Annotated in this window: 22 protein-coding genes; 9 read left to right on the top strand and 13 right to left on the bottom strand. The window is 32.6% G+C overall.

Annotated elements, in window-relative coordinates; genetic code table 11:
• Positions 1-3: 3 nt before the first annotated feature.
• The 10 genes from AX016_RS07625 to AX016_RS07580 form a co-directional block, all read right to left on the bottom strand.
• A complete protein-coding gene (locus AX016_RS07625; RefSeq protein ID WP_100895045.1) occupies positions 4-1,038 on the bottom strand; it encodes an FAD:protein FMN transferase in 1,035 nt (344 codons plus the stop codon).
• Positions 1,016-1,375 carry a Na(+)-translocating NADH-quinone reductase subunit F gene (locus AX016_RS07620; protein ID WP_100895044.1) on the bottom strand — a complete coding sequence of 120 codons (360 nt, stop codon included), beginning with the start codon at positions 1,373-1,375 and terminating at the stop codon, positions 1,016-1,018. The genes AX016_RS07625 and AX016_RS07620 overlap by 23 nt, the downstream gene beginning before the upstream one ends.
• A gap of 85 nt (positions 1,376-1,460) precedes the next feature.
• Positions 1,461-1,859: an ankyrin repeat domain-containing protein gene (locus tag AX016_RS07615; RefSeq protein WP_100895043.1), complete on the bottom strand. Its 399-nt coding sequence runs from the start codon at positions 1,857-1,859 to the stop codon at positions 1,461-1,463.
• A 188-nt stretch (positions 1,860-2,047) separates the two neighbouring features.
• Positions 2,048-2,431, bottom strand: a complete 384-nt coding sequence (locus tag AX016_RS07610; protein ID WP_100895042.1) for an ankyrin repeat domain-containing protein — start codon at positions 2,429-2,431, stop codon at positions 2,048-2,050.
• Between the two features lie 209 nt (positions 2,432-2,640).
• Complete coding sequence (gene nqrF / locus AX016_RS07605; RefSeq protein WP_100895041.1) at positions 2,641-3,948, bottom strand: NADH:ubiquinone reductase (Na(+)-transporting) subunit F; 1,308 nt, start codon at positions 3,946-3,948, stop codon at positions 2,641-2,643.
• A gap of 2 nt (positions 3,949-3,950) precedes the next feature.
• Positions 3,951-4,685, bottom strand: coding sequence for an NADH:ubiquinone reductase (Na(+)-transporting) subunit E (gene nqrE / locus AX016_RS07600; RefSeq protein WP_100895040.1), 735 nt, complete (start codon positions 4,683-4,685; stop codon positions 3,951-3,953).
• A 27-nt stretch (positions 4,686-4,712) separates the two neighbouring features.
• Positions 4,713-5,375, bottom strand: a complete 663-nt coding sequence (locus tag AX016_RS07595; RefSeq protein WP_100895039.1) for an NADH:ubiquinone reductase (Na(+)-transporting) subunit D — start codon at positions 5,373-5,375, stop codon at positions 4,713-4,715.
• A 3-nt stretch (positions 5,376-5,378) separates the two neighbouring features.
• Positions 5,379-6,128 (bottom strand): Na(+)-translocating NADH-quinone reductase subunit C, encoded by a 750-nt coding sequence (locus tag AX016_RS07590; RefSeq protein ID WP_100895038.1) that lies wholly within the window; start codon positions 6,126-6,128, stop codon positions 5,379-5,381.
• Positions 6,129-6,147: 19 nt separating this feature from the next.
• A complete protein-coding gene (locus AX016_RS07585) occupies positions 6,148-7,350 on the bottom strand; it encodes an NADH:ubiquinone reductase (Na(+)-transporting) subunit B (RefSeq protein ID WP_100895037.1) in 1,203 nt (400 codons plus the stop codon).
• A 3-nt stretch (positions 7,351-7,353) separates the two neighbouring features.
• Positions 7,354-8,703 (bottom strand): Na(+)-translocating NADH-quinone reductase subunit A, encoded by a 1,350-nt coding sequence (locus tag AX016_RS07580; RefSeq protein ID WP_100895036.1) that lies wholly within the window; start codon positions 8,701-8,703, stop codon positions 7,354-7,356.
• A 182-nt stretch (positions 8,704-8,885) separates the two neighbouring features.
• Between AX016_RS07580 and AX016_RS07575 the strand changes: the two genes are divergently transcribed.
• From AX016_RS07575 to pruA, 3 genes are all read left to right on the top strand, one after another.
• Positions 8,886-10,130, top strand: coding sequence for a type IX secretion system plug protein (locus tag AX016_RS07575; protein WP_100895035.1), 1,245 nt, complete (start codon positions 8,886-8,888; stop codon positions 10,128-10,130).
• A 253-nt stretch (positions 10,131-10,383) separates the two neighbouring features.
• Entirely contained in the window at positions 10,384-10,770 is a 387-nt protein-coding gene (gene apaG / locus AX016_RS07570; protein WP_100895034.1) for a Co2+/Mg2+ efflux protein ApaG, read from the top strand.
• Positions 10,771-10,863: 93 nt separating this feature from the next.
• Entirely contained in the window at positions 10,864-12,492 is a 1,629-nt protein-coding gene (gene pruA / locus AX016_RS07565) for an L-glutamate gamma-semialdehyde dehydrogenase (RefSeq protein ID WP_100895033.1), read from the top strand.
• Positions 12,493-12,813: 321 nt separating this feature from the next.
• Here pruA and rsmG read toward each other — a convergent pair whose 3' ends face one another.
• Complete coding sequence (rsmG, locus tag AX016_RS07560) at positions 12,814-13,449, bottom strand: 16S rRNA (guanine(527)-N(7))-methyltransferase RsmG (protein WP_100895032.1); 636 nt, start codon at positions 13,447-13,449, stop codon at positions 12,814-12,816.
• 232 nt (positions 13,450-13,681) lie between these two features.
• On the opposite strand from rsmG, the gene AX016_RS07555 reads away from it, so the two are divergent.
• The 6 genes from AX016_RS07555 (at position 13,682) to AX016_RS07530 (ending at position 19,510) form a co-directional block, all read left to right on the top strand.
• A complete protein-coding gene (locus AX016_RS07555; protein ID WP_100895031.1) occupies positions 13,682-14,782 on the top strand; it encodes a fatty acid desaturase family protein in 1,101 nt (366 codons plus the stop codon).
• Positions 14,783-14,798: 16 nt separating this feature from the next.
• Positions 14,799-15,983: a pyridoxal phosphate-dependent aminotransferase gene (locus AX016_RS07550; RefSeq protein ID WP_100896821.1), complete on the top strand. Its 1,185-nt coding sequence runs from the start codon at positions 14,799-14,801 to the stop codon at positions 15,981-15,983.
• Positions 15,984-16,014: 31 nt separating this feature from the next.
• Positions 16,015-16,953: an RluA family pseudouridine synthase gene (locus AX016_RS07545; RefSeq protein ID WP_330400386.1), complete on the top strand. Its 939-nt coding sequence runs from the start codon at positions 16,015-16,017 to the stop codon at positions 16,951-16,953.
• A 35-nt stretch (positions 16,954-16,988) separates the two neighbouring features.
• Positions 16,989-18,062: a DUF3667 domain-containing protein gene (locus AX016_RS07540; RefSeq protein ID WP_100895029.1), complete on the top strand. Its 1,074-nt coding sequence runs from the start codon at positions 16,989-16,991 to the stop codon at positions 18,060-18,062.
• A gap of 102 nt (positions 18,063-18,164) precedes the next feature.
• The gene (locus tag AX016_RS07535; RefSeq protein WP_100895028.1) at positions 18,165-19,013 is read left to right on the top strand and encodes a ChaN family lipoprotein; all 849 of its coding nucleotides are present in this window, start codon (positions 18,165-18,167) and stop codon (positions 19,011-19,013) included.
• A gap of 11 nt (positions 19,014-19,024) precedes the next feature.
• Positions 19,025-19,510 carry a nuclear transport factor 2 family protein gene (locus tag AX016_RS07530; RefSeq protein ID WP_100895027.1) on the top strand — a complete coding sequence of 162 codons (486 nt, stop codon included), beginning with the start codon at positions 19,025-19,027 and terminating at the stop codon, positions 19,508-19,510.
• Here the strand turns inward: AX016_RS07530 and AX016_RS07525 are convergent.
• Together AX016_RS07525 and trkA are read right to left on the bottom strand one after the other, a co-directional pair.
• The gene (locus AX016_RS07525; RefSeq protein ID WP_100895026.1) at positions 19,476-20,966 is read right to left on the bottom strand and encodes a TrkH family potassium uptake protein; all 1,491 of its coding nucleotides are present in this window, start codon (positions 20,964-20,966) and stop codon (positions 19,476-19,478) included. The two genes, AX016_RS07530 and AX016_RS07525, sit on opposite strands and share 35 nt — an antisense overlap.
• A gap of 1 nt (position 20,967) precedes the next feature.
• Positions 20,968-22,317, bottom strand: a complete 1,350-nt coding sequence (trkA, locus tag AX016_RS07520) for a Trk system potassium transporter TrkA (RefSeq protein WP_100895025.1) — start codon at positions 22,315-22,317, stop codon at positions 20,968-20,970.
• Positions 22,318-22,364 lie beyond the last annotated feature (47 nt).

The following is a 22,364-nucleotide window of genomic DNA, read 5'->3' as shown; positions in this document are numbered from 1 at the left end:
TTACTACTTTAAAATTAACTTCCTAAACCCCTCTGTAATATAATCTTTAGTTTCTCCTTTATCATCCAAATAAATAATATAAGCTTCTAAAGTACTGTCGTTTTCTATAATTTTTTTAGAATCTTCTAAATCCATCGCCATAAAAGACGTTGCATAACCGTCTGCTTTAGCACAATTAGTAGTTATTATTGTTGCGCCTAGTACTTTAGCATTTTTTGTATAACCCGTTTTAGGGTTTAAGGTATGTACGTATTTTTCTTTTGTAACTGGGTCTACTCTAAAATGTCTGTAATTACCAGAAGATGCCATAGCTACATTTTGCAATTCTACTGCCGCTCTGTATTGACTCCTATCTTCAATCTGCGGGTCGTTAATACCTACAACCCATTTTTTATGCTTGCTTAAATTTTCACCTTTAGCATAAATTTCTCCACCAACTTCAATTAAATAATCTGTAATACCTTTTTTCTCTAACATTACTGCAAGCCTATCTATAGAATACCCTTTTGCAATGGCATTAAAATCAAAGAATATATTAGAATTAGTTTTATTAATAGTCCCCTTATTTGTTAATTCTACTTTATTAAAACCTACATACTCTAACAAACTATCTACTTTAGAACTATCTAATTTTATTTGCTCTCCAGGACCAAAACCCCAAGCATTAACCAAAGTTCCAACTGTAGGATCAAAATACCCATCTGTTTTTATATTTATCTCTTTAGACAAATTAAAAACATCTTTAAACATATGATCTACCTGCAAAGTAGAGTCTCCTTTATTAATTTTAGAAATATCTGACGAAGACATATAAGTAGACATAGATTTATTAATCACTTTAAATACAGAATCTATTTCTTCTTTATAGTCTATTTTTTTATTTGAAAAATAAATAATACTGTATGATGTACCTAAGGCAGGACCATTATTACGGTTTTCCACAGTTTTAGCAACATTGCTATCTTTACAAGAAGCCATTGTTACAACAACAAACAACAACACGCCAAGGTGTAATTTATATTTTAATAAGTCCATCATAATCTACTATATATTCCTCGTTTAAATACACTGGTAAGTTTGGGTCGGCAGCATTAGATAGCCTAACGCCTGCATAATATGCTGTAGCCTCCATTTTTTCTGCATGTTCTTTCATTTTATCCATAAAGGGGATATCATAAGCATTAGGGTTACGCGGATGTGCAATAGCCCTAACAACAATAAAATGCAATACTTTATCTTTTAAACACACAAATTGCGGGTTACGCTTCGGCTTACTATTAATACCCATAAACTCGTACCCATTAGCTTCTAAATGCTTGCCAACAATATTCATTGCCAAGTTATGTAGTTCTTGCTCTGTTAATGGTTTTCCCATATTACAAAATTAGAACAAAAAAAAGAGACTGCCCCAATAAAGAAGCAATCTCTTTCTAACTAAATTAAATAAGAAGTTCTAAGCCCTATAAGCTTTTTAAATATTGTACTGCAGCGTCTGCATTTGCAGCTTTTGCATATTTTAATGCTGTAGCTCCTATTTTAGATTTTGCTTTAACGTCTGCTCCATTAGCCACTAAAAGCTTCATAAATTCTACTTTATTATATCTTGCAGCGTACATTAAAGGAGTCATACCCATTGTACCTGACTTTTTGTTAATATCTGATCCAAACTCTAAGAATTTTTGAGTCATATCAATATTACCTTTAACAACAGCTATACTCAAAGGAGTTAAACCTTTAATAGTTGTTTTTTCAATTTTCAAATCTCTCTTTAATAATGGCTTGTCTGGACCATTACTTGCAGATAAACTTGTTGCAACTAAACTAAATACGATTCCGAATGCGATAATTGATTTTTTCATGATAATTGTTTTTTTTGATGTGATGATTCTTTTTTTTGATTTAAGCAATGTTGTTTAGACACTACATTTATATAGACGATAATTTTTTTATTTTGTTTCAGAAAATTTTCATTATAACTTTTATTTAACAATGATTAGGTGTTGCTTAAAAGCTTCTTAACGTTCTACAAACAAGTTGTTAGCATTGACTATAAAGACTTTAAAAAAGCTACTGCTTCCGTAGCATTAGATAATTTTGCATACCCTAAAGCTGTGTATCCTATTTTAGATGTTACTGTAGCATCGGCACCTTTACTAATTAACAATTTTAACAGTTTAACATTGTTATACCTTGCTGCATACATTATTGGCGTCATACCAGAACCAGCAGATTTTTGGTTGCTATCTGCCCCGTATTCTAAAAAACTAGCAGTTGTATCATAGTCTCCTTTTGCAACTGCAATACTTAATGGCGATACATTTTTAATTGTTGTTACTTCTATTTTTTTTAATGGAAGTGGTTTCTTTTCTGATGCTACAGAAGTTGCTACTACACTTAATAAAAGACTACATGCGATGATTGATTTTTTCATGATTGATGATTTAAATGATTATTATTTTTTGATTACACTGTAAAAGTATAACGGCTATGCAGTAAAAAAAATAGTTTTATGATAAACGGTAGATTACAAGAACCGAACGGTGAAAAAGTAAGCACTTAATTGAAAATACATATTAAAAAAAGCACATAAAAAAAGCCGATACAAAATGTATCGGCTTTACTATTATATTGCTTATTGGCTTATCCACCAAAGTCATCAAATCTAATGTGCTCATCTGGAATACCAAAATCTTCACCCATTTTTTGAACAGCTTTGTTCATCAATGGAGGTCCACAGAAATACAATTCTATATCTTCTGGAGACTCGTGGTGATTTAAGTAATTATCTATTACACAATTGTGAATAAATCCAACAAAACCATCACCTGGTGCATCTATATTCTCTTTTACTTTCCAGTTATCTTCTGGTAAAGGCTCAGAAAGAGCTAAGTAAAACTTAAAGTTAGGGAATTCTCTTTCTAACTCGTAGAAGTGCTCTAAGTAAAATAACTCACGTTTAGAACGTCCACCATACCAGTAAGTAACTTTTCTACCAGTTTTTAATGTTTTGAATAGGTGATATAAGTGAGAACGCATTGGCGCCATACCTGCTCCACCACCTACGTAAAGCATTTCAGATTCAGATTCATTAATAAAGAATTCACCGTAAGGTCCTGAGATAACAACTTTATCTCCTGGTTTTTGAGCAAATATGTATGATGATGCAACACCAGGGTTCACATCCATCCATCCGTTTTTAGCTCTATCCCATGGCGGCGTAGCAATACGAACGTTTAACATAATTTCACGACCTTCTGCAGGGAAAGAAGCCATAGAATAAGCTCTTTCTACAGTTTCATCGTTCTTCATTGTTAATGGCCATAAATTAAATTTATCCCATTCTGCCTGAAACTTATCTGGAGTTTCATGCTCTTCTGGGTGAGCTGTAATATCTATATCAGCATATTTAATTTCACATTCAGGAATTTCTATCTGAATATAACCACCTGCTTTGTAGCCCATATCCTCTGGAATCTCAACTACAAATTCTTTAATAAAAGATGCAACATTGTAGTTACGTACAACCGTAGCATCCCATTTTTTTATACCAAATACTTCTTCAGGAATGGTAATTTCCATATCCTGTTTTACCTTAACCTGGCAAGCTAAACGCGCACCGTGGTTTAGTTCTTTTTTAGAGAAGTGAGGTGTTTCTGTTGGTAAAGCATCTCCACCACCAGATAAAACGTGACACTCACATTGGATACAAGTACCACCACCACCACATGCAGATGGTAAAAATATTTTTTGATTACCTAATGTTGTAAGCAAAGAACTTCCAGATCCTACTTCAACCTTTTTTTCTCCGTTAATAGTAATAGTAACAGGACCAGAAGGAGATAATTTTTCTTTTGTAAAAAGTAAAAGAGCAACTAATAATAACAATAATACCATAAAAGCAATTACTGTAATTACAACTGTACCTATTGTGCTTGTAGCTAAAATCATTCTTATTTATTTAAAGCGTTATTGTAAGAAACCGAATTTTCATCAATTTCATTTTTAACTTCCTTGTCTTGTGCTTTCTGTGCAGTTTCTTTTACTTCTTTTTTAGGAGCATCATCACCACCAGTTAACATACCACCAAAGCTCATAAAACCAATAGCCATAAGACCTGTGATGATAAACGTAATACCCAAACCTCTTAATGGAGCAGGAACATTAGAATATCTAATCTTTTCACGAATAGCAGCAATTGCTAAAATAGCTAAAAACCAACCTATACCAGAACTTACACCATAGTTAAAAGCCAAACCTAACGTTTGTATATCTCTAGATTGCATAAATAAAGAACCACCTAAAATGGCACAGTTTACAGCAATTAAAGGTAAAAATATACCTAAAGAGTTATATAATGACGGCGAAAACTTTTCTACTACTATCTCTACCAATTGTACCATAGTTGCAATAGTTGCAATAAATAGTATAAATGATAAAAAGCTTAAGTTATAATCTGCATACTCTGGCCCTAACCAAGCTAAAGCTCCATCTCTTAATAAGTACTGATCTAACAACCAGTTCATAGGTACAGTTACTGCAAGTACAAATATTACTGCAGCACCAAGACCAACGGCTGTGGATACTTTTTTAGATACTGCCAAATAGGAACACATTCCTAAAAAGGTAGCAAATACCATATTATCTATAAATATGGATTTAAAAAATAATTCTACATGTTCTAACATAACATTGTATTTTTTATATAACTAATTCTAGTTTTCTTCTATTAATGCTTTATTTCTTGAGCGTTGTACCCAGATAATAATACCAACCACTATTAATGCCATTGGAGACAATAACATAAATCCGTTGTTCTCATATCCAAATGCATATAGACCCGTAGGTCCCGTTTCTGGACTACCAATAGGATCTCCTAATACTTTAAATCCTAATAAAGTACCAGAACCTAAAAGCTCTCTAAAGAAACCAACAATGATTAATATTAAACCGTAACCAAAAGAGTTACCAATACCATCTAGGAAAGACCTCCAAGGTCCGTTTGCTAAAGCAAAGGCCTCAAAACGTCCCATGATAATACAGTTTGTAATAATTAACCCAACAAATACAGAAAGAGTTTTACTAAGTTCATATGCAAATGCCTTAAGCACTTGATCTACTATAATTACTAAGGCAGCTACTACTACCAATTGCACAATAATTCTAATTTTAGAAGGTATAATATTTCTCATTAAAGAGATAACAACGTTACCTATTCCTAATACAAACATTACTGAAACCGCCATTACTATTGACGCCTTTAACTCTGCTGTAATTGCCAATGCAGAACATATACCTAATACCTGTATAGTAATTGGGTTGTTATCTGCTAATGGATCTAATATTAGATTTGCATCTTTTTTAGAAAGTAATCCCATTTCTTATTTTTTAGCTATAGTTTCTAAATATCCCTGATAAAGTTTTACGCTTTCTTTAATCATAGCCGTTACACCATTACCTGTAATGGTTGCACCTGCTAAAGCATCAACTTTATTATCATCTTTTCTTTTATTTATTGGGTCATTGTTACCTTTTGCAACACTAATACCAACAAATGCACCGTTGTTTAAAATAGACTCTCCTTTAAAATCGTCCATAAAATAACGTTGCTTAATATTTGCTCCTAGACCAGGTGTTTCTCCTTTATGATCAAAAAATACACCTTGTACTTTTAAATCATCGCCTACAGCAACAAAGCCCCAAATAGCATCCCAAAGACCTTTACCTCTCATTGGTATAATATAAGATTTTACACCATCTTTTTCTCCAATAAATAAAGGTAATTTTCTTGGTTCACCGTTTTTAGCAGCTGTCTCTTGCTTTTTTAAATCTATCAAATAAGCTTCATCATTTGGAGTAGCCTTACCGTCTACTATAACCAATTGCTCTTTAATATATTTTTTAAACTCAACTTCTACTTTATCAGTAGATATAAAGTTTATACTTCCTTCATCTACATTTTCATCTACACCCATTGCATATAAGATGTTCTGTTGCTTCTCGAACTTCTCATTCATCTTAATTTTACCACTTAAACTAGATGCAGTAAATGCTAAGATAGAACCCACAACCACAACCATAATGGCTGCAAAAATGACGGTGTAACTATTTTTATCTGTATTAATTGCCATATCTATTCTTTTTACGCTGTTAAGCTGTAGCTTTTTTTGATCTTTTTAAACGTCTTTTAACGTTACCTTGAACTACGTAATGATCTATAGTTGGTGCAAAAACGTTCATTAATAATATTGCTAAGAACACACCTTCTGGATACGCAGGGTTAAATACTCTAATTAAAACAGAGATAAACCCAATAAAGAAACCGTAATACCATTTACCTTTATTTGTTTGCGAACCCGTAACAGGATCTGTAGCCATATAAACAATACCAAAAGCTAAACCACCAACAAGTAAATGTTGCCAAAACTCAAAGCTCATTAATCCGTAGAATTTGCTTCCTTCGCTAATCCAATCTGCACTAACAACTCCGTTAAAAATTAAGCCCATTGTTAAAGCACCTACTACAGCACTCAACATAATTCTCCAGCTAGCTATTTTTGTAAAAATTAAAAACAACCCACCTAATAGAATTAAGAATGTAGAGGTTTCACCAACAGAACCTGGTATAAAACCAAAGAACATATCTGAAATTGAATATGATGCATCTGTATTTTGAGCTAACTGTCCTAATATAGTTTCTCCAGAAATTGCATCTGCAGTACCAGCTCTTTCAACAGCCTCGTGCACCCAAACTTTATCTCCACTCATCCAAGTAGGATAAGCAAAAAACAAAAATGCTCTAATAGTTAATGCTGGGTTTAAGATATTCATCCCTGTACCACCAAAAACTTCTTTACCTATTACAACACCAAAAATAACTGCAATTGCTAGCATCCATAATGGTGTATCTATTGGTACAATCAATGGTACTAACATACCAGTTACCAAGTAACCTTCTTCTACCTCATGACCTTTTATAACTGCAAAAACAAATTCTACTGCTAAACCAATTACATAAGAAACAATTACTAGCGGTAATACTGTTGTAATACCTACTAAAAAGTTATCCCAAGTAAGGAAATCGTTTAGTAAAGAGAAATCTGCAGGAAAACCATTAATTGCAGAATAATGTTGGTAACCAGCATTAAACATTCCAAATATTAAAACTGGAACCAATGCCATTATTACCGTATTCATTGTACGCTTTAAATCATCTGCTGCTCTTACGTGAGACCCAGAGTGCGTAGTTTCATTAGGCAAGTACAAAAACGTATGGATTGCATTAAATGCAGGTGCCATTTTTTTGCCTTTATACTTTTCCTTTAAATTGTGTAATGTATTTTTAAGACCCATCTTTTATCCTATTTCTTTTTGTAATAAGTCCAACCCTTCTCTAATTATTTGCTGATGCGGTTGTTTAGATATACAGATAAACTCTGTTAAAGCAAAATCTTCAGGCGCAACCTCATACAATCCAAGCTGTTCCATTTCATCTAAATCCTTTATCATACAAGCTTTTAGCAGTTGCATTGGATAAATATCTAATGGAAAAACTTTTTCATAAGCACCAGTTACTACAAATGCTCTATGTTCTCCGTTAGTATTGGTATTTAAATCGTATTTTTTCTTAGGGTTTAACCAAGAGAAAGTCATTGCTCTAGTAGACGATATTTTGTTAAAAACTGGTTTATTCCAACCAAATAACTCATAATCATCTCCTTCAGGAATAACAGTTACTGTATTGTTATAAAATCCTAAATAACCTTCTGGGCTAGTTTTAGAACCTGTTAACACATCACCATTAATAACCCTAAAGTTTTCTATAGAAACTCCGCTAGCATATAAGAAAGTAGATATTTCTGCACCAATAGTAGTTGTGTAATATTTTGGAGCTTTAACAGCAGAACCAGCTAGTGCTATTGTTCTTTGCGCGTTAAACTTACCTGTTAACAACAACTCACCTATAATAACTAGATCTTGTGCATTAACAGTCCAAACCATTTCTCCTTTATTAATAGGATCTATCTTGTTTATTTGTGTACCAACTAAACCTGCAGGATGTGGACCAGCAACCTTATGTTCTGTAACACCAGACAAACCAGACAATGGAGAGTTACTACTACCTACAGATACGTGTACTTGACCAGTTGTTAAAGTTGCCAACGCTGTAACAGCTGCTTGCAATTCTTTTTCCTTGCCTTGTAACACATAATCTAAATTGGCTGCTAATGGCGCTGTTGTGTATCCTGATATAAATACAGCTTTAGGGGCTACATTAGGATTTGCAACAACATCATACGGTCTTTGTTTTACAAAAGGCCAACAACCAGACAATAACAACTGCGACTTTACGTCTTCTGCAGATGCGCTTGCTAAGTTTAGCGTACTGTGTTCTACTACTTCACCAGTTTTATTAGCGCGTATTTTCAGCGTTAATATTCTTCTTCTTGCTCCTCTTACTATTTCAACAAGCTCACCAGATACAGGAGAAACGAACTTCATTTCTTCTACATCTTTGTTGTAAAAAATAGGTTCACCTGCTTTTACAGTTGCTCCTTCTTTTACCAACATCTTTGGCATTATCCCGTGAAAATCGTTAAGATTTATTGCATAAACATTGCTTAAAACCGCTTTAGAAGTAGTTTGATCAGCGGCACCGACTAGGTTGATATTTAAGCCTTTTTTTATTCGAATGTCTTTAGACATATTATTGCAGACCTTAGGTTAACAAAATTTGCTGCGAATTTAAAGTTTTAACCGCAAACTTCCTTGCAAAATCAGTTAAGATGTATTTATTTATATTAATTCTAAATAAATAATATTGGATTATTAGCTCTTAATTTTTAGGCACAACTTTTGCTTATCTTTGTAATACAATTACAACATAAATGAAACAGTACACATTATTATTTTCTTTGCTTTTATCTTATTTTTCAATTTTTGGACAAAATGCCACTGAAAAAGATGCTCCTAAAAACATAAAATCTATCATATTTAAAGGTACAACTGAGGATCAATTTCCTGTTGCACAATTAGGCGACCCACTAACTTTAGAGTTTGATGATATAACTGCTTCTGAAGAAGATTACTATTACAAAATTACATATTATAATTACGACTGGACACCATCTAGCCTTTCTAAGTCACAGTACCTGAGTGGATTTGACAACCTTAGAATTACAAATTACGAAAACAGTTATAATACACTACAAGCATACTCTAACTATCGTTTACAAATACCTAACAATAATTTAAGCCTAAAGGTAAGCGGCAACTATATGTTAGAAATTTATAACAATTACAATGAGCTTCAGTTCTCTAGACGCTTTGTTATTTATAAAGATGCTGTTTCGGTTGGTGTTAGTATTAAAAGAACAAGAGACTTTGAGTTTTTAAATCAAAAACAGGCCGTACAGATTGCAATTAACGCAGGTAATTTTCAACTTATCAACCCTAAAAACGAAGTTAAAGTAACCATTTTACAAAATTACTATTGGCCCTCTGCAATAACAAATTTAAAACCACAATACACTATTGGCAAAGAACTTTTATACAAATACGATAAGGAAAGTAATTTTTTTGGAGGTAATGAGTTTTTAAACTTTACCACTAAAGATTTAAGAGCTACTAGCACTGCAATTGCAAGAGTACAAATGAAAGAATTATATAACCACTATATGTATGCAGATATTTTAAGAGCCAATGAACCCTACACCTATTACCCGGATATTAATGGTGATTTTGTGGTAACAACACAACAAGGAGAAGACGCGTCTAGAGAGTCTGAGTACACTAATGTGCACTTTAAACTACCTTATACAGATGTTATTGGCTTAAATGATGTTTATGTTTTTGGCAAGTTTAACAACTACGCCATTACAGATGAAAACAAAATGACATATAATGAAGATACTGGATACCTAGAAACTAGCATAATGCTAAAACAAGGGTTTTACAATTACAAATATGTACTAAAGACGGATAAAGACGAATTAAAATACAATGCAATTGGAGGCAACTTTCATTTTACAGAAAACAATTATCTTGTTTTGGTTTATTACAGAAATTTTGGAGATCAATATGATAGCGTTATAGGTGTTGGAAATGGAAATTCTAGAAATATTACCAACTAAAATAACCAAAGTCAGATCAATGAACAGCCATAATTAACGGTTTACCGAAAAAATGTTCGTTCAGCGAATATATGAATGACTATTAAGTTAGTTTAAATTTTCCTTTTTATATTTGTATGTAGCTAATGTGTCACGCTCATAGCAACTTAGCACATTTCTACTTTAAAATAAGGAGAGGCATTACTCTGTAATGAGACATTCTTTTTTTTAACATAATACTAAATTGAGTATTATTTTTTTAAAGTTAAAACGTATGACTACACAAGTTACTAAAGGCATAAAAATATCAGTTACCACCAACTTTGAAGGTACTTTTTTTAAAAATTACAAAATGCATTACGCATTTGGCTACACCGTAACCATAGAAAATTTAAGCAAGGAATCTGTACAGTTAACATCTAGACATTGGGAAATTTATGATTCTCTAAACGATTTAGAGATTATGGATGGTGAAGGAGTTGTTGGCAAAAAACCGGTTTTAAACCCAGGGCAATCTCATACATACAACTCTGGTTGCTTATTAACATCTCCTATTGGAGCTATGCGCGGACATTACAATATGGTTAGCTTTACAGACGGCAAAAAGTTTAGAGTTTACATTCCTAGTTTTAAATTTAGTGCTCCATTTGCATTAAACTAAAAAAACCTTTTTTCTAACATTCTAATTGTTTTAATAACGAATAGGATTTTACTACATTTGTTACAATTATTATAATTTATAAAACGTAGCACAATGGGTAAAGGATTTTTTGAAGTTCCAACCGCTTTTAACGAACCAATAAAAAGCTATGCTCCGGGATCACCAGAGCGCGAAGCTGTATTAGAGCAATACAAGGCTTATTACAACAGTACTGTAGATGTTCCTTTGTATATTGGAGCAGAAGAGATAAAGACTGGTAACACAAAACCAATGTCTCCTCCACACGATCACAAACACATTGTTGGTCAGTACCATTTAGCAGAAAAAGAACACGTAACTAAAGCAATAGATAACGCTTTAGAATCCAGAGAGGCTTGGGCTAACCTTGCTTGGGAGCAACGTGCCGCTATTTTCTTGAAGGCTGCAGAATTAATTGCAGGTCCTTATAGAGCTAAAATAAACGCTGCCACAATGATGGCACAATCTAAAACTATACACCAAGCAGAAATTGACGCTGCTTGCGAACTAATAGATTTTTTACGTTTTAACGTAGAGTATATGTCTCAGATTTATGCTGAGCAACCAGATTCTGCAGAAGGTATCTGGAACCGTGTAGAATACCGTCCATTAGAAGGTTTTGTATATGCAATTACACCATTTAACTTTACTGCTATTGCCGGTAACTTACCTGCTAGTGCAGCTATGATGGGTAATGTTGTTTTATGGAAGCCTAGTGATAGTCAAGTATTTTCTGCAAAAGTAATTATTGATGTGTTTAAAGAAGCAGGCGTACCAGATGGCGTTATTAACGTTGTTTACGGTGATCCAGTTATGATTACAGAAACTGCTTTAGCTAGTCCTGACTTTGCTGGTTTACACTTTACAGGTTCTACTTATGTTTTTAAAGAACTTTGGAAACAAATAGGTAACAACATACACAATTACAAAACATACCCTAAAATAGTTGGTGAAACTGGTGGTAAAGATTTTATTTTAGCACACAAAACAGCTAACCCTGCACAAGTTGCTACAGCTATTGTACGTGGTGCTTTTGAGTTCCAAGGACAAAAATGTAGTGCTGCATCTAGAGTATACTTACCAAAATCTAAAGCTCAAGAAACTTTAGACTTAGTAAAAAGAGATTTAGCTACCATTAACAAACCAGGTTCTCCTGAAGATATGAGCAACTTTGTTACTGCTGTAATTCATGAAGGTTCTTTTGATAAGTTAGCAAAATATATAGATGGAGCTAAAGCTGATGAAAATGCTGAAATTTTTGCTGGTGGTAATTATGACAAATCTAAAGGTTACTTTATAGAGCCTACAGTTATTGTTACAACAGATCCTAAATACACAACTATGGAAACTGAGCTTTTTGGCCCAGTAGTTACTATTTATGTATATGATGACAAAGATTGGAAAGAAACACTACAGTTAGTAGATGGTACATCTGAGTACGCATTAACTGGCGCTGTTTTATCTACAGATCGTTACGCAATAGAAGAAGCTACAAAAGCATTACAAAACTGTGCTGGTAATTTCTACATTAACGATAAACCAACAGGAGCAGTTGTTGGTCAGCAACCATTTGGTGGTGCCAGATCATCTGGAACTAACGATAAAGCTGGTTCTGCACAAAACTTATTACGTTGGGTTTCTCCAAGATTAATTAAAGAAACATTTGTTACACCAACAGATTACAGGTATCCGTTTTTAGGATAAGATCTTTTTAAAAACAAATTTAAAGCCAAAACGATAGATATTTATCTATTAGTTTTGGCTTTTTTATGTTTAATAAGAAGTCACATCTATTGAAAAATTGCTTTTTAAACAATTTTAATGTAAATTTAACGTTAAGTAAATGTAAACAGACAGTTTACTTATTGTAAATTTGATTAAAAAATAGACAGGCTATGAAAGAGAGCGTTACCACACACACAGAAAAACAGAGAAAAAAAATTAGCATAACCAACATATATAGTTATATGAAGAATTATGCTAAAAATTGTAAGTATTCTTTTAACAGAATGCTTAGTATCTAAGTTACCCCTTGTACTTTAAAGGCAAGTAAACTACTTTTTTGGTTTCAAAAAAGTCCTCAGAGAAATAATCAGAAAGATTGTAAATCTCAGTAGTTTTATAATCTTTTAACTCCTCTGACAAATCACCCCCTTTAAGGTACAAAATACCGTTACGGCGTTCGTGTAAAGAATCTTTTTTTATACGCCCCTTTATCCAACGGACAAAAGTAGGCATTGCAGCTACTGCCCTACTCACTATAAAATCAAACTGAGTATCAAGATCTTCTACACGCATATGTTTAGCAGTAACATTAGTTAATCCTAAACCATCTACAACTTGTTGTACTACTTTTATTTTTTTGCCAATTGCATCAACTAAAGTAAATTGAGTTTCAGGAAAAAGAATGGCCAAAGGTATACCAGGAAAACCTCCACCTGTACCAACATCTAAAACAGTTGTTCCAGGTAAAAACTGCTGAAATTTAGCAATCCCTGTAGAATGCAGCACATGGCGTAGATATATTTCGTCTATATCTTTCCTAGAAACCACATTAATTTTTTGGTTCCAATCTGCATACAACGCTTCAAGCTTTATAAAGTGCTGTTTTTGTTGTTCTGTTAAGTCTGGAAAATACTTAAAAATAATATCTGCCTTCATAAATTTAATCTAAGTTTTGGCAAAAGTAAGCAATTCCATAATCATAAAAATTTCTTATTTTAAGATAATTATCATATTATAAAAAGTACTTTTGCATTATCTTTACTTAGTTTTTATGACTATTAACGACAAATAGATCATAATAATCAATACATAAAAAAAATCTACTAAATAAAATATATTCCTCAATAAAACAATTACAGAGGAAAACAGAATTAAGAATTTAATAATTATGGAGAATAAATCAATAAGGTTTTCACGTAAAGATTCAGCTCAATTTTTTAAAACTTTGAACAAACGTGTTAATACATACTTTAAAGAAAACGAGATTAAAAAAACAGGAAACTGGAAACTACACATTAAAACAATAGTAATGTTTACGCTATTTTTAGCGCCTTACTTTTTAATATTAACCCTTGGGCTACCAATTTGGGCTAATTTACTATTAACCATTGTTATGGGAGTTGGTATGGCTGGTGTTGGCATGAACGTTATGCACGATGGTAACCATGGCGCATACTCTAACAACAAATGGGTAAACAAAATAATGGGTGGTAGTATCTACATTTTAGCTGGTAATGTTTACAACTGGCAGGTACAACATAATGTATTACACCACACTTACACAAACATCCATGAACATGATGAAGATTTAGAAGCCGGAAGAATTTTGCGTTTTTCTAAACATGCAGAATGGAGAAAACACCATAAATTTCAGCATTTTTACTCTGTATTTCTATACGGTTTATTAACCTTTAACTGGGCTATTACTACAGATTTTCAACAGATGTATCGTTACATGAAGCGTAATTTGTCTTATGGTAAAAAACCAAGTAAAGTAGGTAACTGGAGTACACTTGTAATTACAAAATTATTGTACATTACAATTTGGATTGTTTTACCATTACTTTTTGCTAATGTTGCTTGGTGGCAAGTACTTATTGGATTTTTTATTATGCACTATGTTGCTGGTGTTATTTTGAGTGTCGTATTTCAATTAGCACATGTTGTTCATGATGCAGAAACACCATTGCCAGACGAAACAGGTACAATGAAAAACACTTGGGCTATACACCAATTGTTTACTACTGTAAATTTTGGAACTAAAAATAAGGTTGTAAATTGGTTTACAGGTGGATTAAATCATCAGGTTGAACATCATATTTTTCCAAATATTAGTCACATTCATTACACAAATATCTCTAAAATTGTGAAACAAACGGCAAATGAATTTAATTTGCCTTATAATGAATACAAAACTACTAGAAAAGCTATAATTTCGCACTTTAAACATTTAAAAGAGCTTGGAAAAAAACCAGCTTTACAGTACTAGTAAAAACAAAAAAAGTATGAGCAATCATTTATCTGACAGAATCACAAATATGTCTACATCTGCCACATTAGCAATGGCAGCAAAAGCAAGAGAATTACGTAACGCTGGTAAAGATATTATTGGTTTAAGTTTAGGAGAACCAGATTTTAATATTCCAGATTTTATTAAAGATGCAGCAAAACAAGCTATAGATGATAACTACAGCAGTTATTCTCCTGTAGATGGTTATGCAGATTTAAAACAAGCTATTGCAAACAAATTTAAAAGAGACAACAATTTAACATACGGTCTTAACCAAATAGTAGTTAGCACTGGTGCTAAACAGTCTTTAGCTAACATTGCAATGTGTATGTTAAATAAGGGTGACGAAGTAATTTTACCTGCACCTTACTGGGTTAGCTATAGTGATATTGTAAAACTAGCAGAAGGAACTCCTGTAGAAGTTGCTACTAGTATTGATACAGATTTTAAAATGACTCCCGCTCAATTAGAAGCTGCTATTACCCCTAACACTAAAATGATGTGGTTTAGCTCTCCTTGTAATCCAAGCGGATCTGTATACAGCAAAGAAGAGCTAGAGGGCTTAGCAGAAGTATTAAAAAAACACCCTAATATTTATGTGGTTTCTGATGAAATTTATGAACACATAAACTTTAGAGGCGGACACGTTAGTATTGCTGGTATAGATGGTATGTATGACCGTACTATAACAGTAAACGGTGTTTCTAAGGCATTTGCAATGACCGGGTGGCGTATTGGTTTTATTGGCGCTCCAGAATCTATTGCTAAAGCGTGTACTAAATTTCAAGGTCAAAATACAAGTGGTGCTAATGCAATTGCTCAACGTGCAACTATTGCTGCGTTAGAAGCTCCTGTTAGCAAAATACAATTTATGATTGATGAGTTTCATAAAAGAAGAGATCTTGTTTTAGAGCTTTTAGGCGAAATAGAAGGTTTTAAATTAAATGTACCAGAAGGTGCTTTTTATGTTTTTCCTGATATCTCTGCATTTTTTGGTAAAACATTAAATGGTACTGCCATAAACAATGCATCAGACTTATCTATGTATTTATTAGAAAATGCAAATGTTGCAACTGTTACAGGTGAAGCATTTGGAAATCCTAATTGCATACGTATTTCTTATGCTGCATCAGAAAAAGAATTAAGAGAAGCTGTAAGCAGAATTAAAGCTGTCTTATAAATAAGCATAACAAAACTATACAAAAGGTCTTATTAGCATTTGCAATAAGACCTTTTTTTATACATTTACTTTTCTTAAAAGTAAAATTATCTCTACAGAAACTCACATAGCAACTTTACAAAAAACACCTATTCGGTTTCAAGAATATGGCATAGGTATTTTTATAGGTATAAGTACAAAATCTGCATTAAAAAAAGCAGTTAAAAAAGGGCTGGTTTATATTGATGGAAAAAAAGCAACTACCGCTACGTTTATAAATGGAGCTGAAGAAATAACCTATCACAAGCCTAAAGAAAATCAGAATAAGAAAAAGCTAGATTTAGAGTTAGAGGTTATTTACCAAGACAATTATTTAGCCGTAATAAATAAACCTGCAGGAATATTAGTTAGCGGCAACTCTTTTAAAACCATAGATAACGCACTAGAGCAAAACATTGTAAAAAGTACCCTAGCAGACGCTACAAAACCACGACCAACACACAGACTAGATTATCCTACAACAGGACTACTATTAATTGGAAAAACCTCAGCTAGCATATTAGCCCTTAATAAGCTTTTTGAAAATAAAAAGATCACAAAAACTTACTTAGCAGTTACTATTGGAAAAATGCCCGTAAAAGGAATTATTAGCACCATAGTAGACAATAAAGAGGCCTTATCTAAATACAACGTAATAAAAAGTGTAGCCTCAAAAAGATTTAGCTATCTAAATCTTGTAAAATTAAAACCAGAAACAGGAAGAAAACACCAACTTAGAGTACATTTATCCTCTATTGGAAACCCTATTTTAGGAGATGCGCAGTATGGACTTGAAGATAAAATTATAAAAGGAAAAGGATTGTATTTACACGCATATTCACTTGACTTTATTCATCCATTTACAAATAAAAAAATGAGCTTAAAAAAGGTGCCACATAAAAAATTTACTAAGCTATTTCCTACCCCTTTAGACTACGATTTCTCTGTTTAAATAAAATAATTATCTTAGCTGTAAAACCAGCATAAATGCCCAACACCAATACTGCTTGTAAAAATTGTGAAAACAAATTTGATGCAACTTATGAGTTTTGTCCCCATTGCGGACAAAAATCTAACGACAAATTAACGGTTGGTGTTTTATTTAGCAACACAATTAAAAACTATTTTTCTGTAGACGCTCGTTTCTTTAAAAGTTTTTTTCCTTTGCTTTTAAAACCTGGGTATTTACCTACTAAATTTATAGAAGGCAAGCGCTTATTATATCTTCACCCTGCACAACTGTACTTATTTTCGTCAATCGTATTTTTCTTTTTCTTTTCATTTAAGGTAAGTAAACAAGAACGTCAAATTAGAGAAAGTGTAAAATCAGAAAAAACACTTAAACAAACTATAGATTCTATAAAAACATACAACGCTAACGATTCTTTAGCTGCTGCTACTGTTATAGAGAAACTAAAGCAAAACCAAGATAAAACAGGCCTAAAAGATGAAGAATTAGCGAAGTTAGATTCTATTATTAAAGGACAAAATTACAAAGGTGATGACTTTATGACTTTTGGTTTTAACGAATCTAAAGTAGATTCTTTAATTGATATTAACGCACCAGACTCTTTAATAACTAAAGAAATGGGCCAAACAGAAGATGCAGGCTATTTTACAAAAAAAGCATACACTCAAGTCTTAAAACTTTATAAAGACAACGGTAGTTTAGCAAGCATTTTACACTCGTTTTATGACACTATACCAATTGCATTGTTTTTTCTACTACCAATATTCGCATTTATTCTAAAATTACTTTTTTACAGTAAAGGGCCATTTGCATACCACTTGGTGTTTGCTTTTTACTATTTTTCATATCTATTTAGCACATTTATAATTTTATTACTAATTAGTTTTGTGTGGCCTAGTTTCTCTGGTTATGTTCAATTTTTAATTATACTTTCTACCTTTATATATTTGTGTATTGCTCTACAAAAATTTTATAAGCAAGGCTGGCTTTTAAGCTTCTTTAAGGGCTCTTTAGCTACTTTTATTTATTTTGTAATTGTAATACCCATAGCAATTACAATACTAAGTGCTTTTGCATTTTTAATGTATTAAATAGTAGCAAATAGTTACTTTTAAAAGAACATAGCATTTTTAAATACTACTATGCTCTACTAATAATGTTTATTTTAGTAAAATTCAAAAAAAATTACAACTGTGAAAATATTTCAAATTGCAATAGCCTTACTTTTTTCCTTATCAATTTATAGCCAAAAACCAGCATATGTAATTTATAATGCTAAAGGTAAAAAAGTAGGTTACAAGAAAATGCTAAAAGACCTAAGTCAAAAAGATATTGTTCTGTTTGGAGAACTACACAATAACGCCATTGCTCACTGGTTAGAACTTGAGGTTACTAAAGACATACATAAAAGCAAAACAATTGTATTAGGCGCAGAAATGCTAGAGGCAGACAACCAAACACAAGTAAACAATTACCTAAATAATATTATAGATGCAAAAGCATTAGACACTGTTGCTAGGTTATGGCCTAATTACAAAACAGACTATGCTCCTCTGGTAAATTACGCAAAAGAGAACAAACTACCTTTTATTGCAACTAACATTCCAAGACGATATGCCAACTTGGTCTACAAGAAGGGCTTTTCTGGTTTAGATTCTTTATCTACACTAGAAAAAAGCTGGATAGCACCTTTACCTATTATTTTTGATAGCGAATTACCCACTTATAAAAATATTTTAAAAATGATGGGAGATCATGGTACTCCAGAGCTAGTTATGGCACAAGCAATAAAAGACGCTACAATGGCTCATTTTATTTTAAAAAATTACAAACCCAATACCACCTTTATACATTACAATGGTGCATACCACTCTAATAATTACGAAGGTATTTTATGGTATTTAAAAAACAAAAACGGTAATTTAAACTACGTAACTATTAGCACTGTAAATCAAGAAGATATTACCAAGCTAAAAGAAGAGCGCTTAAATGTTGCTGATTATATTATTTGTGTTGATGATGATATGACAACCACATACTAAACTCATTAAAAATGACAAACAAAGAGTTAATTCAGAAATTTTACACCTCCTTTTCTAATGCAGATATTAAGGGTATGCTTAGTTGCTATCACGATGATATTACATTTACAGATCCTGCCTTTGGAACATTACAAGGCAATAGAGCAAAAGCAATGTGGCAAATGTTATTAAGCAGAAGTAACGGAGGAACTCAAATAACATTTAACTCTATTACAACTAATAAAAACAAAGGAAGTGTGCATTGGAAAGCCGTGTACACTTACGGTTCAAAAAAAAGAAAAGTTACAAATAACATTACAGCTAATTTTACCTTTTTAGACGGAAAAATAATTGAACACGTAGACACATTTAATTTATGGAACTGGTCTAAACAAGCATTAGGTATAAGCGGATATTTATTAGGTTGGTCTTCTTTTTTTAAATCTAAAATTCAAACTAAAACAAACAACTTGTTAGACACATTTATATCTTCTTCCAAAAATACGGAGTTAAAATAATAAGTACCGTAAATAGCTCCAACCTACCTGCTAACATCAAAAAGGCTGTCCACCATTTACCTAAAGCAGGTAAACCATCAAAATTAGCTAACGGATTTAGACTACCAAGACCCGGACCTACATTACCTAAAGAAGTTGCTGCACCACCAATAGCAGTAACAAAATCTAACCCAAGAAAACTAAGCACTAAAGCACCTAGTATAAATAGCAGCATATATAAAACCAAAAAAGCTATAATATTGTAGACAATCTTTTCTGGCACCATCTTATTATTATAACGTACCGGTATAATTGCGTTAACGTGTAACGTACGTTTAAACTCTAATAATCCGTTTTTAATAATAAGTAAATGACGCATTACTTTTATACCACCAGATGTAGAACCAGCACAACCACCTAAAAACATTAATCCAAAAAAGAAAACAGTTAAAAAAGGTGTCCAGCTTGTAAAGTCTGCAGTAACAAAACCTGTTGTAGTTATTACAGATATAATTTGAAAGAGTGTATGTCTAAAAGCACTTTCTGCTTCTCCTAATACCATAGGGTGATAATCTGAAACAGGAACATCTGCTTTTAAATATACTGTTAAGGCTGCTATTAAGGTAAAAAACACTACAAAGCCAGTATAAAATTTAAACTCTTCATCTTTTAACATTTTTTGTATTTTACCCTTAAAAGCAAAGTAACTCAACACAAAGTTACTACCCGCCAAAAACATAAATAAAATAACTATATATTGTATCAAAGGATCGTTATTCCAATACGCTAAACTTGCATTTTTAGTAGAAAAACCTCCTGTAGACAATGTTGCTAAAGAGTGGTTTATAGCATCAAAAAAAGACATTCCTGCCAACTTCAATAAAATAGTTTCTGCAACTGTATAACCAACATAAATATACCAAAGTCTTTTTGCCGTATCTGTAATACGAGGGTGTAATTTATCTGCACTTGGACCAGGAGATTCTGCAGAAAACAACTGCATACCACCAATACCTAAAATTGGTAAAATTGCAATTGCTAAAACAATAATACCCATACCACCAATCCAGTGTGTTAAGCTTCGCCAAAACAGAATGCCTTCTGGTAAAACTTCTATATCATTTAAAATAGTAGCTCCTGTGGTCGTATAACCAGAGACAGTTTCAAAAAAAGCATTGGTAAAACTAGGTATAGATTCTGTAAAAAGGTATGGCAAAACTCCTGAAAGCGACATAACTATCCAACCAAAAGTTACAATTAAATACCCTTCTTTTCTTTTTACCTCTTTTTTGTGACCTCTAGTACCAAGCATTGCCATAGCACCAGCAGCCAAGGTAACCAAAGCAGCCATTGTAATTTCCAATGTAGCACCATCTTTATATATAGCACTAATACCCGCAGACAACCCCATAAATGCTCCGTTACAAAGTAGTAACAAACCCATTATGTGTATTATAATTTTGTAGTTAAGCGTCATTTTACAAGAAAAGCTTTTCAATTTTAGGAATAGACCTTGGTAAACAACATACTACTACCCTATCTCCTTCTAAGATTTTAAAATCTCCAAGAGCAATTATACCTTCGCCTTTTCTAACAACACCACCAATGGTTGCTGATCTAGGAAAATCTAACTCTTTAATAATTTTACCATTAACGGCAGAACAGTCTTTTACGACAAACTCTAAAATTTCTGCATTAAGGTTGTTTAAACGCGTCATTGCCACAACTTCTCCACGCCTAATATGTTTAAATATATTATTGGCTGCTAAAAGTTTTTTATTGATTAACGTATCAATACCAATAGTATGCGATAGCTGAAAATAATCCATATTTTCTACCAAGGCAATTGTTTTTTTAATGTTTCTAGATTTGGCAACCAAACAAGACATAATATTGGTTTCTGAATTTGAAGTAACAGATATAAATGCGTCCATAGCATCCAAGTTTTCTTCCTCTAGAACCTCAACAATTCTCCCATCTGCATTAATTACTAAAGCATTAGGTAAATCGTCTGCAAGTTGCATTGCTCTTTCTTTATCTTTTTCTATAAGCTTAACGTTAAACCTTTTTCCGCATAAATCACGAGCAGCTTTATAGCCAAGCTTGCTACCACCGTGAATCATCACGTTTTTAATTTGCTTCTTTTCTTTACCGGTAAGCTTCAATAAATCATCTAAACCTTCTTTAGAGGTTATAAAATATACTTGATCTCCTTTCATAAACTCAGTATCACCTCTTGGTATAATGGTGTACTGCGTACCTACACGCTGTATTGCTATAGGCATAAAGTTTAATTCAGGAAAAATACGAGCAGCTTCTTTAACCATTTTACCAACAAATGGTGCCGATTTTGGTAATGATACACCAATCATTATTAGCGCACCATCCTCAAACTCATAACTTTCGTTAAAAGCAGATTGGTTTAATAACAACTGAATTTCTGTTGCCGCGAGCTCCTCTGGAGAAATAAGTTCATCTACTCCTAATTTCTCAAAATTAAGCTCTTCTTTATTTTTTATAAATTCGGTATTAGATATACGCGCAATAGTACGCTTACAACCTAATTGCTTAGCTAAAATACAAAGTGTTAAATTGGTAGTTTCTGATGACGTAACTCCAATTACAAGATCAGATTTTTCAACCTGTGCATCTTTTAAAACCGCAATAGATGTAGCATCACCCCTTAAAACACGAATATCTAAGTGACTATCTGCATACGCTAAACTCTCTTTATAGGTATCTATTAGGGTAATATCTTGTGACTCAAAAGACAATAATTTTGCCAAATGAAAGCCAACCTCTCCTGCACCTGCTATAATAATCTTCATAAATATATTTAACTAAGCCAAAGCATATCTGTATAAACTTTGGAGGG

This window comes from Cellulophaga sp. RHA19 (genome assembly GCF_002813425.1).
Taxonomy (GTDB): domain Bacteria; phylum Bacteroidota; class Bacteroidia; order Flavobacteriales; family Flavobacteriaceae; genus Cellulophaga.
Note: the sequence above shows the minus strand (reverse complement) of the source record. Positions and strands in the feature narration are given on the sequence as shown.

What these genes read in the sequence shown, in the direction of transcription:
- AX016_RS07580 (WP_100895036.1), bottom strand. Translation starts at nt 8,703, where the DNA reads ATGTCTAAAGACATTCGAATAAAAAAAGGCTTAAATATCAACCTAGTC.
- AX016_RS07615 (WP_100895043.1), bottom strand. Translation starts at nt 1,859, where the DNA reads ATGAAAAAATCAATTATCGCATTCGGAATCGTATTTAGTTTAGTTGCA.
- trkA (WP_100895025.1), bottom strand. Translation starts at nt 22,317, where the DNA reads ATGAAGATTATTATAGCAGGTGCAGGAGAGGTTGGCTTTCATTTGGCA.
- AX016_RS07540 (WP_100895029.1), top strand. Translation starts at nt 16,989, where the DNA reads ATGCCCAACACCAATACTGCTTGTAAAAATTGTGAAAACAAATTTGAT.
- AX016_RS07550 (WP_100896821.1), top strand. Translation starts at nt 14,799, where the DNA reads ATGAGCAATCATTTATCTGACAGAATCACAAATATGTCTACATCTGCC.
- AX016_RS07620 (WP_100895044.1), bottom strand. Translation starts at nt 1,375, where the DNA reads ATGGGAAAACCATTAACAGAGCAAGAACTACATAACTTGGCAATGAAT.
- apaG (WP_100895034.1), top strand. Translation starts at nt 10,384, where the DNA reads ATGACTACACAAGTTACTAAAGGCATAAAAATATCAGTTACCACCAAC.
- pruA (WP_100895033.1), top strand. Translation starts at nt 10,864, where the DNA reads ATGGGTAAAGGATTTTTTGAAGTTCCAACCGCTTTTAACGAACCAATA.
- nqrF (WP_100895041.1), bottom strand. Translation starts at nt 3,948, where the DNA reads ATGATTTTAGCTACAAGCACAATAGGTACAGTTGTAATTACAGTAATT.
- AX016_RS07575 (WP_100895035.1), top strand. Translation starts at nt 8,886, where the DNA reads ATGAAACAGTACACATTATTATTTTCTTTGCTTTTATCTTATTTTTCA.
- nqrE (WP_100895040.1), bottom strand. Translation starts at nt 4,685, where the DNA reads ATGTTAGAACATGTAGAATTATTTTTTAAATCCATATTTATAGATAAT.
- rsmG (WP_100895032.1), bottom strand. Translation starts at nt 13,449, where the DNA reads ATGAAGGCAGATATTATTTTTAAGTATTTTCCAGACTTAACAGAACAA.
- AX016_RS07590 (WP_100895038.1), bottom strand. Translation starts at nt 6,128, where the DNA reads ATGGCAATTAATACAGATAAAAATAGTTACACCGTCATTTTTGCAGCC.
- AX016_RS07530 (WP_100895027.1), top strand. Translation starts at nt 19,025, where the DNA reads ATGACAAACAAAGAGTTAATTCAGAAATTTTACACCTCCTTTTCTAAT.
- AX016_RS07585 (WP_100895037.1), bottom strand. Translation starts at nt 7,350, where the DNA reads ATGGGTCTTAAAAATACATTACACAATTTAAAGGAAAAGTATAAAGGC.
- AX016_RS07595 (WP_100895039.1), bottom strand. Translation starts at nt 5,375, where the DNA reads ATGGGATTACTTTCTAAAAAAGATGCAAATCTAATATTAGATCCATTA.
- AX016_RS07625 (WP_100895045.1), bottom strand. Translation starts at nt 1,038, where the DNA reads ATGATGGACTTATTAAAATATAAATTACACCTTGGCGTGTTGTTGTTT.
- AX016_RS07610 (WP_100895042.1), bottom strand. Translation starts at nt 2,431, where the DNA reads ATGAAAAAATCAATCATCGCATGTAGTCTTTTATTAAGTGTAGTAGCA.
- AX016_RS07525 (WP_100895026.1), bottom strand. Translation starts at nt 20,966, where the DNA reads ATGACGCTTAACTACAAAATTATAATACACATAATGGGTTTGTTACTA.
- AX016_RS07555 (WP_100895031.1), top strand. Translation starts at nt 13,682, where the DNA reads ATGGAGAATAAATCAATAAGGTTTTCACGTAAAGATTCAGCTCAATTT.